Source organism: Streptomyces sp. NPDC059092 (assembly GCF_042756365.1).
Lineage (GTDB): Bacteria > Actinomycetota > Actinomycetes > Streptomycetales > Streptomycetaceae > Streptomyces.
The window spans coordinates 1-17,533 of sequence record NZ_JBHZEJ010000019.1 but is presented as its reverse complement, the minus strand read 5'-3'; the positions used below and the strand labels follow the sequence as shown (position 1 = coordinate 17,533).

Sequence of the window (17,533 nt, the reverse complement as noted above, 5' to 3'; positions counted from 1 at the left end):
ACCCCCCACGTTGGGGGCCCTGCTGCCCAACACCACCCCCGCCCCCCCGGCTCGGCCCCGCCCGCCGGCCCGGGGTCGCGGGGCCTCCCCGGGGGGGGCGGCCCGGCCCCGCGGGGGGCGGGCACCGCCGGTACGGGCCGGTGCGGTGGTGGTGGTCATCCGGTTTCCGTACGCCTTACTTGTCGAGCTTGGTGACGGCCTTGTCGATCAGCGGGAGGTAGCGGTCGATGACCCAGGGAACGGTGAGCGGGTTGATGATCGACGACGCCGTGACGAAGGAGGGGTCGTCGCTGGCGACGAGGGAGTCACGCTTGACGGCGGGGATCGCCGCGTACAGCTTCTGCGCCTCGATCTCCTTGCGGGTCTTGGCGTCGGAGTAGAAGGTGAAGACCAGGTCGCTGTCGGAGAGCTTCTCCGCGTTCTCCAGACCGATGAGCGCCGAGTCGGTGCCCTTGGTCTCCTTGAACGTCTTCACCACCGGGTCGACGGTGAGGCCGAGGGACGAGGCCATCTCGACGCGCTGCTCCTCGGGGAGGAAGACGCCGAGCGTGCCCGGTCCTGACGTGTAGATGTAGGAGAACGAGACGTTCTTGTACTGCGGCCGGGTCGCGGCGGCGTCCGCGAGCTGCTTCTTGATCGTCGAGGTCAGCTTCTTCGCGTCGTCCGGCTGTCCCAGCGCCTTGGCGATGATCTCGATCTGCTCGTCCCAGTTGGTGCTCCACGCCAGCTCGGGGTAGGCCACGGTCGGCGCGATGTCCGAGAGGATGTCGAACTGCTCCTGGGTGACGCCCGACCAGGGCGCGAGGATCACATCGGGCTGAAGTTCGGTGATGGCCTCGAAGTCGATGTCCTCCCCGCCCGCGAACTGGGTGGGCAGTTTGTCACCCGACTTCTTCACCGCGTCGTGGATCCACGGCAGGTAGCCGGACTTGTCGCTGCCCCACTCGTAGCTCTCGATGCCCACCGGCGTGTGGCCGAGCGCGATGGCGGTCTCCGCGGAGCCCTGCCCCAGGGTCACGACCCGCTCGGGCTGCTCGGTGATCTTCGCCGATCCGAGCGCGCTCTTGATCGTGACCGGGAACGCCCCGTCACCGGCGCCGCTCTTGGCCGAGGCACCGGAGTTCTCGTTCTCGGCCGACGAGCAGCCTCCGAGAACGAGTGCGAGCGCGGCGGCGGTGGCCGAGACGGCGAGGGTCTGTCGACGCGCGCGGGTGAACCAGGATGGCATGGGTGTTCCTCAGGTTTCGTGGACAGCGTAGATCGCCCGATCTTAGGCAAGCCTAAGCTAAGTCGCATTTTCCTTTCAACTGGCGGGCGCTGAGCACTGTCCGCCGCCGCGACGCCGGACGCCGCCGGGACGCCGTGCGTGCGGCGAGCGCTCCCCGGCGGCACGGACGCGGGCCGTGCCCCCCGGGGCCGCCCGCGTGAACACCGTTGCCGGCGGGGCGTGAAGGGCCCCCGGCGAAGACGCACAGGATTTCCCCGGAACCGGTTGAACACGCGGCACAGTGCTTTCGTATTCAAGGATGTCCGGCTCGATGAAATGGGATCACCGGCCAAGGCATCACGGCGTCGTGATGCCGCGAAGGAGGTCATGGCCGGAGTGCAGAGCGAACCGATCACCGTCACGACCGCCTACCATGTCGCGCCGGGCCGCGAAAGCGAGTTCCGTTCATGGGCGATGGCCGTACTGGGTGCCGCGGCCCGCGTTCCCGGATATCTGGGAGGCGGGGTACTCGCCCCTGGCGAGGTCGGCTCGGAATGGCATGTCATTCACCGGTTCGACTCCGCCGGTGCCACGGCGGCCTGGGAGGAGTCCGCCGCACGGACGCGGCTGGCGTCGTACGGGAATCAGCTTGCCCGGGAGACCGGGCACCGGAGGATACGAGGTCTCAGAGCCTGGTTCGAGGGCCCGCCGGAGGCGGCGCCGCCGTCACCGCCCCGGCCGCCGCCGAAATGGAAGTTGTGGTTCGTGAACATGGGCGCCGTCTTCCCGCCGGTACTCCTCTTCAACCTGACGGTGATTCCCTATCTGGGCGCTCTCCACTCACTCGTAAGGACACTCATTCTCTGCCTGAGTGTGACGGCCATTGTCACCTGGGTGCTGATGCCACGTCTTCAGCGCTTTCTCAAGAAATGGCTGTATCCGCCTCTCCAGGCGTTCCGCGGACGGCACAAGCGCCGGGCCGCGTAAGGGGAACGCGCGGGGAAACGGGCACGGTTCGCGCCACGGAACCGCACGGCCCCGGAAAGACGAAAAGGAGGTGGGCCGGGTGAAGACTCTGCTCATCGACAATTATGACTCGTACACGTACAACCTGTTCCAGCTCATCGCCGAGGTGAATGGCGAGGAGCCGGTGGTGCTGCTCAACGACGCGCCGGCCGGCGCGGAGCTGGATCTGCGGGCGTTCGACAACGTCGTGGTGTCCCCGGGGCCTGGACATCCCGGCACGGCGCGCGACTTCGGCATCGGTACGGCGCTGCTCGCCCGGTCCGGGATCCCCGTTCTCGGGGTGTGCCTCGGCCATCAGGGCATCGCGGTGGGCGAGTTGGCCCAGGTCGTGGCGGCGCCCCGCCCCCGGCACGGCCATCTCTCCGTCATCCGGCACGACGGGCGGGAGCTGTTCCGCGGGATACCGCAGAACTTCACCGCGGTGCGCTACCACTCGCTCGCCGTACGGGAACCGCTTCCGCCGTCCCTGGAGGCCACCGCGTGGGCCGAGGACGGGGTGCTGATGGGGCTGCGGCACCGTACCCGCCCGATGTGGGGCGTGCAGTTCCACCCCGAGTCGATCCTCACCGAGTTCGGCCACCGGATGCTCGCCAACTTCGCCGAACTCACCACGTCCTGGTCGCGTACGGGCCGCTCGCGTACCAGGGCGCGGACGAAGGTGACGGCCGGGGCGGCGGGGACGGCGGCGAACGCGGGGGTCGCCCGGGAGCCGGCCTCAGCGGCCGGTACCGGCCGCTACCGGCTGCACAGCAGAATGATCGACACACCGGTGGACCCCGAGGCCGCGTTCACCCGGATGTGCGCCGACGCCCCCCGCGCGTTCTGGCTGGACAGCGCGCGCGTCGAGGCAGGGCAGTCGCGCTTCTCGTTCTTCGGGGACGGTACGGGCCCGCTCGCGGAGTTCGTACGGTACGACGTCGGGACGGGGCGGAGCGAGATCGAGCGGACCGGCCGGGCCACCCGCCGGGTGCGGGGCAGTGTGTTCGACCATCTCGGACGGCAGTTGGCGCTCCGGGCGGTGGACGCCCCCGACCTGCCCTTCGACTTCACAGCCGGCTACGTCGGGTACTTCGGGTACGAGATGAAGGCGGACTGCGGGTCACCGGGCCGCCACCGGGCCGAAACCCCCGACGCCTGCTGGCTGTTCGCCGACCGGATCGTGGTGGTGGACCACCAGGAGGGCACGACGTACGCGGTCGCCCTCGCCGAGAACACGCCCCGTGCGGCGCGGGAGGCCGCCGACTGGCTCGACTCGGCCGTGGCGCGGTTGAGTTGCGTACCCACGGCCCAGACGCCCGCCGCGCCGCGCCCGGCCGACGTCGACCTCGGGGCGGCCGAACCCTGGCTGGAGCGCGGCCGTCCCGCTTATCTCGCCGACATCGAGTCCTGCAAGCGGGAGCTGGCCGACGGGGTGAGTTACGAGATCTGTCTCACCAACGCCGTCGATCTGCCGGCGCCGCCCGACGCGTACGACTTCTACCGGGTGCTGCGCCGCCACAACCCGGCCCCGTACGCGGCGTATCTGAAGTTCGGCGAGGTCGACGTGGCGTGCTCGTCGCCCGAGCGGTTCCTGCGGATCGGCCGGGACGGCACCGTGGAGGCCAAGCCGATCAAGGGCACCGCGCCGCGCGGCGAACGGCCCGAGGAGGACGCCCGGCTGCGGGCGTCGCTCGCCGCCGACGAGAAGACCAGGTCCGAGAACCTGATGATCGTCGATCTGCTCCGCAACGACCTGGGCCGGGTCTGCCGGACGGGTACGGTGCGGGTGCCCCGGCTGATGGCGACCGAGACGTACGCGACCGTGCACCAGTTGGTCTCCACCGTTCAGGGACGCCTCCGCGAGGACAAGGACGCGCTGGACTGCGTACGTGCCTGCTTCCCAGGCGGTTCGATGACCGGGGCACCGAAACTGCGCACGCTGGAGATCATCGACCGGCTGGAGACCCGGGCCCGCGGTGTGTACTCCGGCGCCCTCGGCTATCTGAGCTGCAACGGCGCCGCGGACCTCAACATCGTGATCCGTACGGCGGTGTTCAGCGGCGGCCGGATGCGGCTCGGGGCGGGCGGCGCCATCGTCCTGGGCTCCGATCCCGCGGCCGAGTACAACGAGATGCTGCTGAAGACGGCCGCCCCCATGCGCGCCTACCTGGACCACACGGTCCGGGCCCGCGCCCGGCACCCCACCGCGCCCGTGACCACTGTCCCCGCAGCCACGGTCCCCGAAGCCGCAGTCCCCGTAGAGGAGCCGGTCCGATGACGCCCCCCACCACCCTGCGACTCACCTCCCGGTCCGCCCCGCTCGCCCCCGCCGGCCCACCGGGGCCCGCCGTCGTGACCGCCCCGCGCCTGGGGCGTACCGGCACGGCCAGGACCTGTCCCGGCAACCTGGCGGCCGACCTGGCCGACCTGGCGGAGCGCCACGGATGGACCGACCGGCCGGCTTTCCACCAGGACCACCGGGTCTGGACCCACGGCGAGGTGCACGGGCTCGCCGCGCGCGCCGCCACCGTACTGGCCGAGCGCGGAGTCGCACCGGGAGACCGGGTGCTGCTCGCGCTCCCCGACTCCGTCGCCTGGGTGATCACCTTCCTCGCCCTCGCGCGGCTCGGCGCGACCGCGGTCCTGGCCAACCCCGAACTGCCCAGCGCCGACCACGACTTCGTGGCCGGGGACGCCGACGTCACGCTCGGGGTGACCGGTCCGGGGCTGGAGGACCGCTTCCCGCCGGAGCGACGGCTCTTCAGCGACCAGCTCATGGCGCTCGCCTGCACGGCCGCCCCGGCCGAGCCCCGGCCGGCCGGCTCAGGTACGCCGCTGTACGTCCAGTACACGTCGGGGACCACCGGCCGCCCCAAGGGGGTGGTGCACGGTCACGGGGACCCGGAGGCGTACTACGAGTTCGTCGGGAGGCGGCTGCTGCGGATCGGTCCCGACGACGTCACCCTGTCGGTCTCCAAGCTCTTCTTCGCGTACGGCTTCGGCAACGCGTTCGTCTTCCCGCTCTTCTCCGGCTCCGCCGCGGTCCTGGTGGGCCGGCGCCCCTCCCCCGCCACCGTGGACGAGCTGGTCGCGCGCCACCGGGTGACACTGCTGTACTCGGTGCCGTCGGCGTACGCGGCGCTGGTCGCCGACCGGGCGGACGGGCACGCGGCGTGCTTCGCGTCCGTACGCGCCGCGGTCTCGGCCGGTGAGAGGATGCCCGCCGGACTCGGGGAGCGCGTCACCGAACTGCTCGGGGCACCCGTTCTGGAGCAGATCGGCTCGACCGAGGTCGGCCACGCCTTCTGTGCCAACAGCCTCTCCCACAACACGCCGGGCACCGTGGGCCGTCCGGTGCCGGGTTACGAGGTGCAGCTGCGGGACGCCGACGGGAGGCCGGTACCGGACGGCGAGGAGGGTGAACTGTGGGTGAAGGGACCGACGTTGACCACCGGCTACCTCAACCTGCCCGAGGACACCGCCCGCACCCTGACCGGCGGCTGGCTGGCCACCCGGGACCTCGCGCAGCGCGAGCCGGACGGCACGTACCGCCACCTCGGCAGGACGGACGACCTGGAGATGGTGGGCGGGATCACCGTGTCGCCGCTGGAGATCGAAGGCGTGCTGCGGACACACCCGGCGGTCCGTGAGGTCGCCGTGGCGGCGTTCACCGACGACCGGGGCGCCACCCGGCTGCGGGCGTTCGTCGTCCCGGCCGCTCCCGTCGAGGACACCGAGGCTCTGGAAGCGGGGATCGTCGGGCTCGCCCGGGAGCGTCTCGCGCCGTTCAAGGTGCCCAGGACGGTCCGGTTCGTGGAGTCCCTGCCCCGCACCCCCACGGGCAAACTCAGGCGGCCTCTCGTGCGCCGGGGCTCCTGGTGAACTCCCCTCATGGCTTCCGACGTTCAGGAAAGAAGGTCACCGTGCGCCACCCTCTCCCCTCCGAGCGCGGATTCTCCCTCGGGCTGATGTTCCACCAGGCCGCCCGGCGGTACGGCGCCGTACCGGTCACCCTGGACCGGCCGCTGGACGTGAGCCCCGGGGCGGGGCTCGACCTGAGCTACCGGGAGCTGGCCGGCCTCGTGGACGATCTCTCCGCGCGACTCTGGGCGGCGGGTGTCAGACCGACCGAGCGGGTGGCCATCCACAAGTCGGACAACGTCGACATCGTGGTACTGGCCTGCGCCGTCTCCCGGATCGGGGCCGTGCCCGCACTGCTCTCGCCGGGGCTGCACGGCCGGGTGGCCGGTGAGCTGCTGGAGCGGCTGGGCCGGCCCTGGCTGATCACCGACCGGGCCACGCTGGAGGGGTCGTTGCGCGACGCGGGAGCGCCGCGGGCGGCAGCCTCCGTGCCGGGTGCCGGCCCCGCCGGGGTGGCCTGTCTGGTCCGCCAGGTACTCACCGTCGACCGGAGCACCGGCTCCGCCGGCTCAGCGGGGACGGGTGACACCCCGGGGCCGGACGGCGCCGTACCGCTGGACGCGTACGCCGACGCGGCGCCGCACGCGCCGGTGCGGCTCCATCCGCGCGAGCCCTCGCTGATCACCCACAGCTCGGGCACCACAGGGGTGCCGAAGCTGGCGGTGCACTGCGCGCACACCATGGGGAACCGGCTGGTCCCGCAGAAGGCGCTGGGCTGGCCGACCCGGGGCGAGCGCGCGGCGCTGCACCTGTCCTTCGCGCACTCCCGCTTCTACCATCTCCTCGGTGTGCTGCTGCACTTCGGCAGCCCGCTGCTGCTGATCGTCGACCCCGATCCGGCCTCGGCGGGACCGCTGCTCGCCCGGCACCGGCCGGGCATCGTGGAGACCCATCCCAACACCTTCGTGCTGTGGGAGGAGTTGGCGGACGCGCCCGGGGCGCCGCTGTCCTCGGTGCGTTCGTACGGTTCCACCTTCGACGCCATCCATCCGCGCACCGTGCACAAGCTGCTGGGCGCCTCCCGGCGGCGCGCGCCCTGGCTCGTACAGCTCTACGGGCAGAGCGAGACGGGGCCGGTGGCGTTCCAGTGGTACTCGCGGCGCGGTGCGGCGAGAGCGGACAGCAGGCGGGTCGGCACCGCGATCCCCGGGTTCACCCGGGTACGGATCGCGGACGGCGACGGACGGCGTGCGGCCCCCGGCACACCGGGCCGGATCGAGGCCCGTACCCGGGGACTCATCCTCACCTATCTGGGGGCCAGGGAGAGTTACGACCGTCAACTCCACGACGGGTGGTGGCAGATGGGCGACATGGGGTATCGCGATCGCTGGGGCGGGCTCTACCTGCTGGACCGCGAGGTCGATCTGATCGACGCGGTGAACAGCAATCTGGCGGTGGAGGACATCCTGATGTCCCGGCTGGAGGAGCTGCGTGAGGTCGTGATCGTGCCGGGCGCCGAACGCGAGCCGGTACCGGTGGTGTGTGTCCGGGGCGACCGGCCGCTCGACGCGCGGCGGTGGGGCGAGGCGACCGCGGACCTGCCCGGGATGTCGGCGCCTCTCCAGTGGCGGTTCGACGATCTGCCGAGGACGTCGACCTGGAAGATCAAGCGGTTGGAGATCACCGCCATGCTGGACCGGGGCGCTCTGCCCGCCGCCGGTCTCGGGGGTTGAGATGACGCCTGTCATGGTGGTGGGCGCCGGTCCTGTGGGCCTGTCGGCGGCGCTCGCGCTGCGGGCGGGCGGCCTGCCGGTCACCGTACTGGAGGCGGATCCGCGGGGCCGAGAACGGCCGGGCAGCCGGGCCCTGTTCGTCCATCGGGAGACGTTGCAGCTGCTGGAGCGGATGCGGCCGGGGCTGGCCGCCGAGATCGTCGCGTACGGCAGGACCTGGCACACCAGACGCACCCTGTACCGGGGGCGTGAGGTGTACGCGCGGACCTTTCCCGAGCCTTCGCCCGCACCGGCCGGCGCGGGGGTTGTCGGTGTCACACCGTTCACGAGCCTGCGGCAGGTGGACACGGAGAGGTTCCTGCTCGCGGCGTGCGAGGCGGCCGGTGTGCGGTTCGAGTGGGGCGCGCGGGTGGAGCAGGTGCGGGTGTCGAGGAAGGGGGTCGGCATCACCACCAGGGACGGCAGGGACTGGTCGGGCAGCCATGTGATCGCGGCCGACGGCGCCCGCTCGACGGTACGGGCCCAGCTCGACATCCCGATGCGCGGGGCCCGTTCGGAGGGGTTCCACGTGGTGGTGGACGTCGCCGACATTCCGGGGGCCGAGCTGCCCCTTGAGCGGGTGTTCCACTACGAGCATCCGGGGGCGGACGGACGTACGGTGATGCGGGTGCCGTTCACCGGGGGGTTCCAGATCGATCTCCAGTGCCGGGAGGACGACGTGCCCGAGACGTACGGGACGAGGGAGGCGGTACGGGGGTGGCTGCCCCGGCTGGTGGGGGACGGTTACGCCGAGCGGGTGCTGTGGGTGTCGACGTACCGTTTCCTGCGGAAGGTGGCGGCCGAGTTCACCGATCCGGGCCGCCGGGTGCTCTTCGTCGGTGAGGCGGCGCACCTCTTTCCGCCGTTCGGCGCGCGGGGCATGAACAGCGGTATCGCGGACGCGGCGGCGGCAGCGGCGGCGGTCGCCGCCGGGATCGCCACCGGATCGGCCCGCCCCGTCGAGGAGTTCGCGGTGGCCCGCAGGGAGGCGGCGCTGTTCAACAGCGCGGCGGCCGGCGCGGCACTGGAGCATCTCCGGCCGCGGCGGACCGTACGGGTCAAGCAGCGCGCGGCGGCGGCGTTCGCTCCCGTACTGCCGTGGTGCGGCGAGTGGCTGGAGCGCGCGCCGTACGGTCCCCGGCAGGGGCCGCCGTCCGCGGCGGGCCGCAGGTACTGACAGGCTGGGTGGGATGAACGACAGGAGGTACGAGCCGATGGCGGCAACACCGACCGACCGCGTGGAAGCGGTCACGGAGCGGGTTCTGGGCTGGGAGCCGGGCCATGGCCTCACCGTCATGGCGGAGACGTCCGGCGGGCCCGCGGGATCCGGCGGCGCGGGCGGTACCGGCGGCGCGCTGCCGGCCGCGGACTCGTGGCTGGTCGCCGACGGGCGGGTGCGCGCGCTCGCCCGGCACCGCGAAAGGTTTCTGCGCGCCTGCGCCGAGACCGTCGAGCTGCCGCACGGTCAACTGGCGGCATTCTGGCAGGACATGACGGCCGCCCTGCCGCGCGAGGGGTCCTGGTTCCCCCGGGTGGAGCTGGCGCCCGACGGCCGGACTCCCCTGCTGAGGCTGCGGCTTCGGGTCGCTCCGCCGCTCACCTCGGAGGTACGGGTGTGGTCGGAGGGGCAGCCCGATCCCCGGGCGGTTCCCCGGCGCAAGGGCCCGGACCTGGACACGCTCGCGGGGGTACGGCGGCGGGCGGCGGCCCACGGGGCCGACGAGGCGCTGCTGACCTCCGCCTCGGGGCTGGTACTGGAGGCCGCGTACTCCAGTGTGCTGTGGTGGGAGGAGGGGACGCTCTGTGTGCCGTCGCCGGCGCTGCCGGTGCTGGCGGGGGTCACCACCGCGGTCATCCGTGAACGGGCCCGGCGGGCCCGGATTCCGTTCGTCGCCTGTGAACGTACGGTGGCGGATCTGGAGGGGCGTGAGGTGTGGCTGGTGAACGCGCTGCACGGGATCCGTCCGGTGACGGCGTGGACGGGGCGGCCGATGCGGGCGGGCGCGGCGACCCGTGCGCCCGAGTGGCGGGAATGGCTGGCCGGAATCACCGAGCCGCTTCCGGTGGACTGGCCATGACCTCCGCCGACCCGTCGGGAAAGACGCCCTCCGGGTGAACGGGGTCCGGGGACAGGGAAATTGACCCCGGTTTCGACATCGGACGCGTATATCGCGCCGGGCCGTATCTGCGGCCCGGCGCGATATTCCTGGTTCACGAATTCTTGGGTACCGGCTGATAGGCGCCCGGAACCATTCGGGTGGCGATGGCGATGCGGTTGTACGCGTTGATGACGGTGGCCGCCCAGATCAATGCCGCGACCTGTGCCTCCTCGAAGACGGCGGCGGCGTCGGCGTAGACCGCGTCGGGCACCTGGCCGTCGTGGACCAGGGTCACAGCCTCGGTCAGCGCGAGGGCGGCACGCTCCCGCTCGCTGAAGAACGGTGTCTCGCGCCAGGCGATCAGCGTGTGGACACGGTGCTCGGCCTCGCCCTGGGCTCGGGCGTCCTTCGTATGCATGTCGAGGCAGAAGGCGCAGCCGTTGATCTGCGAGGCGCGAATCCTGATGAGTTCCAGGATTTCCGGCTCGACCTCGGCTTCGCGTGCCGCGGAAACGGCTGCGGCGTGCAGAGCGCCCATGGCACCGGTGACGTCCGGGGTGAGTTTCTTCAGCGGTACGCGGGGCGTGGATTCTTGGCGGTTCATACCGGAACTCTATTCCCCGGTACGGCAGTCGGGGAACGGAATCGCGAAATACCGGAACGGCGTTTCGGGGGACGCGGGGGTCCGGAGGGCCGCCCGGCGCCCGGTTGGCTGGAAATCGCCGTCTCCGGGGCGCCCCTTGGGAATCGCTTTACCTTCTGGGGTAGTTCTGGTGGCGCCCCACACCCCGCCGGTCCTCAGCGGGGATCAGTGCAGGGAACGACAGAAGCGTATGAAGGAGTGGACGCCACGATGGTGTTCAAGAAACTGCTCGGAGCCGTCGGTGTCGGCGGTCCCTCGGTCGACACGGTGCTGGACAGCACGACCGCCGTCCCCGGCGGCCCCCTGACCGGCCGGGTGCTGCTGCGCGGCGGCCGGGCGGACGTGGAGATCGAGCAGATCACGCTGGATCTGGTCGCCCGTGTGGAGGCGGAGGGGGACGACGGGGAGAGCGAGGGAACCGTCGTCTTCGACCGTACGGTGGTCGGCGGCGGCTTCCGCCTGGCCGAGGAGACCGAGCACGCGGTGCCGTTCTCCCTGACCCTCCCGTGGGAGACACCGCTGACCGAACTGCACGGCCAGCCGCTGGGCGTGGTGCTGGGCGTACGCACCGAACTGGCGGTGGCCGGAGCGCGTGACAAGGGCGATCTCGACCAGCTCGGGGTGGCGCCGCTGCCGGTGCAGGAGGCGATCCTGGAGGCGCTCGGGCAGCTCGGCTGGGGTTTCAAATCGGCCGATCTGGAGCTGGGGCACATCAACGGCACCGGTCAGCGGCTCCCCTTCTACCAGGAGCTGGAACTCACACCGCCCGCGCAGTACGCGCACGTGGTGAACGAGATCGAGGTGACGTTCCTCGCCGCGCCCGGCGGGATGGAGGTCGTCATCGAGGCCGACAAGCGCGGCGGGCTCTTCTCCGGCGGCCACGACACCGTGCACCGGTTCACGGTCTCGCACCACGACGTGGCGCGGACCCAGTGGAACGCTGAGGTCGACGGCTGGTTCCGGCAGGTCCTCGACGCGCACGCGTCGCGTACCGGTCCCGGTCCCTACGAGACGCACGGGCACGGAGGGTACGGCGGCCACGGCGGCCACGGCGGGTACGCGGACCACGGTCACGGCGAGCACCATTCCGGTGAGCGGCGCTCCGGCCCGAGCACCGGCGCCGTGGTGGCCGGCGTCGCGGCGGGTGTGGCGGTCGGTGTCGTGGGCGGGATGGTCGCCGCGGAGGTCGTCGACGAGATCGGTGACGCCTTCGAGGGCGACGAGGACGACGGCGGCGACGACGAGTAACGAAGCCGGGAAGGACGAAGGCCCCGGCTGGACGGGGGATTCCAGCCGGGGCCGTTCGGTGCGCGAGCGGAGGGCGGTCGCCTCGCGGCGTACCCGGGCGCTCGGGGGGAGGCCCGGGGACACGGTCCCCTCCGTGCCCACATAGGTGGAAACGGAAAACCGGCCCTCGGGGTTCCCATTCCGTCACACATACCGACAGGAGACGGCTCCGACCGGCCGTCGTCGGTCGGCGACGTCGGTCGAGGCTCGCGCGGGAGGCGGGTCGCTCCACGGCCCGCGCCCGGTACCGCCCCGGTGTCGTACCGGACTCCCTCTGGAAGGCGTGGGAGAGCGTGTACGGGCTGCCGTGGCCCACCCGGCCGGCGATGGCGGCCAGGGTGTCGCGGGTGTCGCGGGTGTCGCGGGTGTCGCGGGTGTCGCGGGTGTCGCGGAGCAGGGTGGCGGCGAGGATGACGCGCCACCAGGTGACGTACGTCCGCCGGATTCCCGGGCGGGCGGCCGACGAACGGGAGTTGCTCGTTCCCGCGCACTTCGGTGGTGCGGGCGCCCTGGAAGTCCGCCGGGAGACCGGTGGGTTCGCCCTCGGCCCCAAGGCGGAGCAGGCGCCCGCCTCACCGCGGGGCGCGGCCGGCCCCGTACCGGCGGAAGCGGACCGCGGCGCCCGGGGGCAGCTGGCCGGCGAGCGGGAGGTCGTCCGTGTGGACGACTCCGATGACCGGATAGCCGCCGGTGACCGGATGGTCGGCGAGGAAGAGGATCGGCCGCCCGTTCGGGGGGACTTGGAGGGCGCCTCGGACCATGCCCTCGGCCGGGAGTTCACCGTACCCGGCGCGGACGAGGGCGGGGCCGTCGAGCCGTACACCCACCCGGTTGCTCCGGCTGGTGGCCTCCCAGCGCTCCCGGTAGAGGGCCCGGCGGGACGCCTCGTCGAACCAGTCGTCCCGTGGTCCTGGCACCACCCTGAGGGTGAACTCCCGCGGCGGGTCGGCGCACGGTGCCAGATCGACGCCGGGCATGCTGCCGGTGGCCGGGGCGAGGGGCACCGTGTCGCCCGCCGTCAGGGGCGGCGGGCCGAGGCCGGAGAGCAGGTCGGCCGAGCGGGAGCCGAGGACGGGCGGTACGTCGAGCCCGCCCCGTACGGCGAGATAGGTGCGCAGCCCGGAGGCCGGCGGGCCGAGTTCGAGGAGTTGGCCGTCGGTCACGGCGATCGGGGCGTTCATCCCTGCGGGCCGGCCGTCGAGGCGGACGGGGCAGGGCGCGCCCGTGAGGGCGAGGTAGAGCACCGTCGGTGTGCCGTCGGCGCGGCGGGAGCGGATCCGGGCACGCAGCCCGCCGAGGGTGATCTCCAGTGCCGCGGAGTCCTCCGGGTTGCCGAGCAGCCGGTTGGCGAGGGTGAGGGAGGCGGTGTCGGCCGCGCCCGACGTCGTGACGCCGAGGTGGGCCCAGCCGGGCCTGCCGAGGTCCTGGACGGTGGTCAGCGGGCCGGGGGCGAGGATCTCCAGGTGGCGCCCGTTCATCGGCCGGCCTCCCGCAGCCGTACGGCTCTGCCGGGTACGAGCAGCGCGGGCGGGTCGCGTCGCTCGTCCCACAGAGTGAGCGGGGTGGTGCCCAGGAGGTGCCAGCCGCCGGGTGAGGGGCGCGGGTAGACACCGGTGAAGCCGCCCGCGACGGCGACGGCGCCCGCCGGTACCTCGGTGCGCGGCTCGGCGCGGCGGGGCAGCGCCAGCAGCGGGTCGGTGCCGGTCAGATAGCCGAAGCCGGGGGCGAATCCGGCGAACGCCACGGTGTAGCGGGGCGCGGTGTGACGGGCGATCACCTCTTCCGTGGTCAGCCCGGTCCGTCGCGCGACCTCGTGGAGATCGGGGCCGTCGTACCGTACGGGAACGGTCAGTTCGTCCTGGTCGCCTCTCCGGTCGGCTCCCTGGCCGGGCCGTTCCGTACGGGGCTTCGTGGCGCGGCGGGCGACCTCGCGGGCGAGCCTGTCGTGTCCGGTCACCGCCGGGTCGTAGGTGATCAGCAGGGTGCGCGCGGCGGCGACCAGTTCGCGTACGCCGCGCGGTGTGTCGGCCGCCAGTTCGGCGCGCAGCGCGAGGACGGCGTCGAGTCCGTCGAGTTCGGCGAGGAGCGCCGCGCTGCCCATGGGCCGCAGGACGGGGCCGTCGGGGGTGGTCATCGGGCGGTGAAGGGCCGGGGGCCGTGGCCCGTGCGGGTGAGTTCGTCGCGGAGCAGGCGGGCGATCGCCACCGCGCCGGGGGTGTCGCCGTGGACGCAGAGGGAGTCGGCGCGTACGGGGACGTCGGTGCCGTCGACGGCGGTCACGACCCCCTCGGTGACCATGCGCAGGGAGCGCGCCACGATCGCGTCGGGATCGTGCAGCACCGCGCCGGGTTCGCGCCGGGAGACCAGGGTGCCCTGAGGGGTGTACGCGCGGTCGGCGAACGCCTCCTGGAAACAGGGCAGTCCGGCGTCGGCGGCGTGGCGGAGCCAGGCGCTGCCGGGCAGGCCGAGTACGGCCAGGGCGGGGTCGTAGCGGCGTACGGCCTCGGCCACGGCGGCGGCCTGTGCCTCGTGGTGGACGATCGCGTTGTAGAGCGCGCCGTGGGGTTTGACGTAGGTGACGCGGGTACCGGCGAGGCGGGCGAAGCCGTCGAGGGCGGCGATCTGGTAGACGACGTCGTTGACGAGTTCCGGCGGGTCGACGTCGATGAAGCGGCGGCCGAATCCGGGCAGGTCGCGGTAGCCGACCTGGGCGCCGATCGCGACTCCGCGCCGGGCCGCCTCCTCGCACGCGCCCCGCATCACGGTCGGGTCGCCGGCGTGGAAGCCACAGGCGATGTTGGCGCTGGTGACGAGGGTGAGGAGGGCGTCGTCGTCGCCGAGGCGCCAGGCTCCGAAGCCTTCGCCGAGGTCGCTGTTGAGATCGATCGTCATGGGTCACACCTGCCAGGTCGGGAGGGTCGTGCGGATCGGGTGGCGGATCGGGGGTCCGGTCTCGGCGGGGTCGTGGGCGTCCGGTTCCCGCGCCGGTGGGGGCAGTTCACCGGCGGGGCGGGCCGACCGCGCGCGCGGCGGGCCGGGTTCGGCGAGGAAACGACGGGCCGGGGCGCCCGGTGCAGCGGGTTGCCCGTTCCCGGAAGGGTGTACCGGCGTCGGGCGGGGCCGCCCGGGACCACCCGGTACGCGGCTTCGGTGATCACGACGGATGGGTCTCCTCTCTTCCCTGCCCGCACACGTTCCTGACCCTGACCGTACGTCCGCCCTCGGTCCGCTCGACCGTCGCCTCACCCCCGGCGGGGTCGTTCCCTCCTCTTCCACCCGCCCGGCATCATCGAACCGGGTGTCACCCTCTTTCCCCGCCGCACGCATTGACCACTTGACGTGTCCATGCGACGCTCCGCTGGGAGCGCTCCCACTCCTTGTTCGAGCCGCCTGCGAAGGGGTCCCCCACCATGCCCGTTCCGCCGTATCCGCTCCGTGGTCCACGCCGTGCCATCTCCTGGACAGCCGCCGCGGCGCTCTCGGCGGCGCTGCTGGTCACCGGTCCCGCGACCACGTCCGCCGTCGGCGCGGACGCCTCCGGGGCCGCCGTGTCCGCCGCCGCGGACACCTCGGTGCGCACCAATCAGCTCGGCTATCTGCCCGACGGTCCCAAGCGCGCCACCGTCGTGACCGCGTCGGCCACGCCGCTCGCCTGGCAGCTCAAGAACGCGGCGGGCGCGGTCGTCGCCTCCGGGACCGCCACCGTCCGGGGCACCGACGCCGCCTCGCGCGAGGCCACCCAGCTCGCCGACTTCTCCTCGTACAGCGGTACGGGGAATGGTTTCACCCTGGTCGCCGACGGGCGGAGCAGCCACCCCTTCGCCATCGACGCCGGGCTCTACAAGGCCCTGCGCTCGGACGCGATGTCGTTCTTCTACCAGCAGCGCAGCGGCATCGCCGTCGAGGCGTCGCTCGCGGGCGCGGCGTACGCGCGCCCCGCCGGGCATCTGGGGGTCGCGCCGAACAGGGGCGACACGAGCGTGCCCTGCCAGGCCGGGGCCTGCGACTACAGCCGTGATGTACGGGGCGGCTGGTACGACGCGGGCGACCAGGGCAAGTACGTCGTCAACGGGGGCATCTCCACCTGGCTGATGGTCAACGCGTACGAGCGCGCGGGACGGGCCGGTACGGCGGCGTCGCTGGGCGACTCCACGCTCAGGATCCCGGAGCGCGGCAACGGCGTCCCCGACGTGCTCGACGAGGCACGCTGGGAGCTGGACTTCCTGATGCGGATGCAGGTGCCCGCGGGCAAGCCGCTCGCGGGGACGGCGTTCCACAAGATCCACGACGCGGCCTGGACGGCGCTGCCCACCCGGCCCGAGCAGGATGCCCAGCAGCGCGAACTGCACCGCCCCTCGACCGCGGCGACCCTCAACCTCGCGGCCACCGCCGCCCAGTGCGCCCGGGTCTACGCCCCGTACGACGCGGCGTTCGCGGCCCGCTGCCTGGACGCGGCCCGGCGCGCCTGGACGGCGGCGCGCGCCAACCCGGCGCTGATCGCGCCGGATTCGGACGGGACGGGCGGGGGCGCCTACGGTGACGCGACGGTGAGCGACGAGTTCTACTGGGCCGGCGCCGAGCTGTACGCGACGACCGGGGAGGCCGCGTACCGGGACGCCGTCACCGGCTCGTCCTGGCACACCGCCGCGAACGCCTTCCCCGGGGCGGGGTTCGGCTGGGCGGACACGGCGGCGCTCGGCCGGCTCACCCTGGCCACCGTGCCCACCGGTCTGTCCGCCTCGGACACGGCGCGGATCCGCGCCTCGGTGACCACCGCCGCCGACGGCTATCTGTCCCTCATGGCGGGCCAGGGGTACGCGGTGCCGCTCCCCTCGACCACGTATGTGTGGGGCTCCAACAGCCTGGTGGCCAACAACGCGGTGGTGATGGCCGTCGCCGGCGATCTGACGGGCCAGCAGCGCTACCGCGCCGGGGCGGTCGAGACGCTGGACTACCTGCTCGGCCGCAACACCCTCGACCTGTCGTACGTCACGGGGTACGGGACGCGGTCCTCCCAGAACCAGCACCACCGGTTCTGGGCGCACCAGGCGGACACGTCGCTCCCCCACCCGCCGGCGGGTTCGCTCGCGGGCGGCCCCAACGCGGGGCTCCAGGATCCGGTGGCGGAGCAGCAGCTTCCCGGGTGCGCGCCCGCGGCCTGCTACATCGACGACATCGGCTCGTACTCCACCAACGAGGTGGCGGTCAACTGGAACGCCCCGCTGGTCTGGCTCGCGTCCTACGCCGCCGGGCCGTCCACCGGTGGAGGCGGCGGGGGCGATCCGGTGCCGGGCGCGGGGTGCGCGGTGACCTACCGGGTCGACTCCACCTGGTCCAGCGGGTTCACCGCGACGGTGACGGTGCGGAACACGTCCACGACCGCCGTCGACGGCTGGACGCTGGGCTGGACGTACGGGGGTGACCAGCGGGTGACCAGTGCCTGGGGCGCGACCGTCGGCCAGAGCGGCACCACCGTCACGGCGAAGGACGCGGGCTGGAACCGGGCGGTCGCGCCCGGCGGGACGGTGAGTTTCGGTCTCCAGGCCGCCGTCACCGGAGCGAACGCGGCGCCCACCGCGTTCACCCTCAACGCGGGCGCGTGCGGCTGAGAGCCGGCCCGCCCGCCCTGTCCACCTTGTGGGGGGGGGGGCCGCGGCCC

General features: G+C 72.8%; 13 protein-coding genes and 1 pseudogene. 9 read left to right on the top strand and 5 right to left on the bottom strand.

What is annotated here, in order from left to right; all coding sequences use genetic code 11:
* Nucleotides 1-175 precede the first annotated feature (175 nt).
* Nucleotides 176-1,228, bottom strand: a complete 1,053-nt coding sequence (locus ACFXPL_RS14015; RefSeq protein WP_384917643.1) for an iron-siderophore ABC transporter substrate-binding protein — start codon at nucleotides 1,226-1,228, stop codon at nucleotides 176-178.
* A 366-nt stretch (nucleotides 1,229-1,594) separates the two neighbouring features.
* On the opposite strand from ACFXPL_RS14015, the gene ACFXPL_RS14010 reads away from it, so the two are divergent.
* The 6 genes from ACFXPL_RS14010 (at nucleotide 1,595) to ACFXPL_RS13985 (ending at nucleotide 9,923) form a co-directional block, all read left to right on the top strand.
* Entirely contained in the window at nucleotides 1,595-2,194 is a 600-nt protein-coding gene (locus tag ACFXPL_RS14010) for an antibiotic biosynthesis monooxygenase (RefSeq protein WP_384917870.1), read from the top strand.
* 79 nt (nucleotides 2,195-2,273) lie between these two features.
* A complete protein-coding gene (gene pabB / locus ACFXPL_RS14005) occupies nucleotides 2,274-4,490 on the top strand; it encodes an aminodeoxychorismate synthase component I (RefSeq protein ID WP_384917640.1) in 2,217 nt (738 codons plus the stop codon).
* Complete coding sequence (locus ACFXPL_RS14000) at nucleotides 4,487-6,094, top strand: AMP-binding protein (RefSeq protein WP_384917637.1); 1,608 nt, start codon at nucleotides 4,487-4,489, stop codon at nucleotides 6,092-6,094. Before pabB ends, ACFXPL_RS14000 begins: the two co-directional genes overlap by 4 nt.
* 86 nt (nucleotides 6,095-6,180) lie before the next feature.
* On the top strand, nucleotides 6,181-7,806 hold the full coding sequence (locus ACFXPL_RS13995; protein WP_384917867.1) for a class I adenylate-forming enzyme family protein: 1,626 nt from the start codon (nucleotides 6,181-6,183) through the stop codon (nucleotides 7,804-7,806).
* 1 nt (nucleotide 7,807) lies between these two features.
* Nucleotides 7,808-9,022 carry an FAD-dependent monooxygenase gene (locus tag ACFXPL_RS13990; RefSeq protein ID WP_384917635.1) on the top strand — a complete coding sequence of 405 codons (1,215 nt, stop codon included), beginning with the start codon at nucleotides 7,808-7,810 and terminating at the stop codon, nucleotides 9,020-9,022.
* A 13-nt stretch (nucleotides 9,023-9,035) separates the two neighbouring features.
* The gene (locus tag ACFXPL_RS13985) at nucleotides 9,036-9,923 is read left to right on the top strand and encodes an aminotransferase class IV (protein ID WP_384917631.1); all 888 of its coding nucleotides are present in this window, start codon (nucleotides 9,036-9,038) and stop codon (nucleotides 9,921-9,923) included.
* A gap of 133 nt (nucleotides 9,924-10,056) precedes the next feature.
* Here ACFXPL_RS13985 and ACFXPL_RS13980 read toward each other — a convergent pair whose 3' ends face one another.
* Nucleotides 10,057-10,548, bottom strand: coding sequence for a carboxymuconolactone decarboxylase family protein (locus ACFXPL_RS13980; RefSeq protein WP_384917628.1), 492 nt, complete (start codon nucleotides 10,546-10,548; stop codon nucleotides 10,057-10,059).
* Between the two features lie 249 nt (nucleotides 10,549-10,797).
* Here ACFXPL_RS13980 and ACFXPL_RS13975 point away from each other — a divergent pair, with 249 nt between their 5' ends.
* Together ACFXPL_RS13975 and ACFXPL_RS13970 are read left to right on the top strand one after the other, a co-directional pair.
* Nucleotides 10,798-11,835 carry a sporulation protein gene (locus tag ACFXPL_RS13975; protein ID WP_384917625.1) on the top strand — a complete coding sequence of 346 codons (1,038 nt, stop codon included), beginning with the start codon at nucleotides 10,798-10,800 and terminating at the stop codon, nucleotides 11,833-11,835.
* Between the two features lie 476 nt (nucleotides 11,836-12,311).
* Nucleotides 12,312-12,431, top strand: a pseudogene (locus tag ACFXPL_RS13970) (MBL fold metallo-hydrolase); the annotation flags it as partial.
* A gap of 15 nt (nucleotides 12,432-12,446) precedes the next feature.
* Here ACFXPL_RS13970 and ACFXPL_RS13965 read toward each other — a convergent pair.
* The 3 genes from ACFXPL_RS13965 to ACFXPL_RS13955 are packed head-to-tail and all read right to left on the bottom strand — an operon-like array spanning nucleotide 12,447 to nucleotide 14,766.
* Nucleotides 12,447-13,352, bottom strand: coding sequence for a biotin-dependent carboxyltransferase family protein (locus tag ACFXPL_RS13965; protein WP_384917622.1), 906 nt, complete (start codon nucleotides 13,350-13,352; stop codon nucleotides 12,447-12,449).
* On the bottom strand, nucleotides 13,349-14,008 hold the full coding sequence (locus tag ACFXPL_RS13960; RefSeq protein WP_384917619.1) for an allophanate hydrolase subunit 1: 660 nt from the start codon (nucleotides 14,006-14,008) through the stop codon (nucleotides 13,349-13,351). Before ACFXPL_RS13960 ends, ACFXPL_RS13965 begins: the two co-directional genes overlap by 4 nt.
* Complete coding sequence (locus ACFXPL_RS13955; protein ID WP_384917616.1) at nucleotides 14,005-14,766, bottom strand: LamB/YcsF family protein; 762 nt, start codon at nucleotides 14,764-14,766, stop codon at nucleotides 14,005-14,007. Before ACFXPL_RS13955 ends, ACFXPL_RS13960 begins: the two co-directional genes overlap by 4 nt.
* A gap of 518 nt (nucleotides 14,767-15,284) precedes the next feature.
* On the opposite strand from ACFXPL_RS13955, the gene ACFXPL_RS13950 reads away from it, so the two are divergent.
* The gene (locus ACFXPL_RS13950) at nucleotides 15,285-17,483 is read left to right on the top strand and encodes a glycoside hydrolase family 9 protein (protein ID WP_384917613.1); all 2,199 of its coding nucleotides are present in this window, start codon (nucleotides 15,285-15,287) and stop codon (nucleotides 17,481-17,483) included.
* The last annotated feature ends 50 nt before the right edge of the window (nucleotides 17,484-17,533 follow it).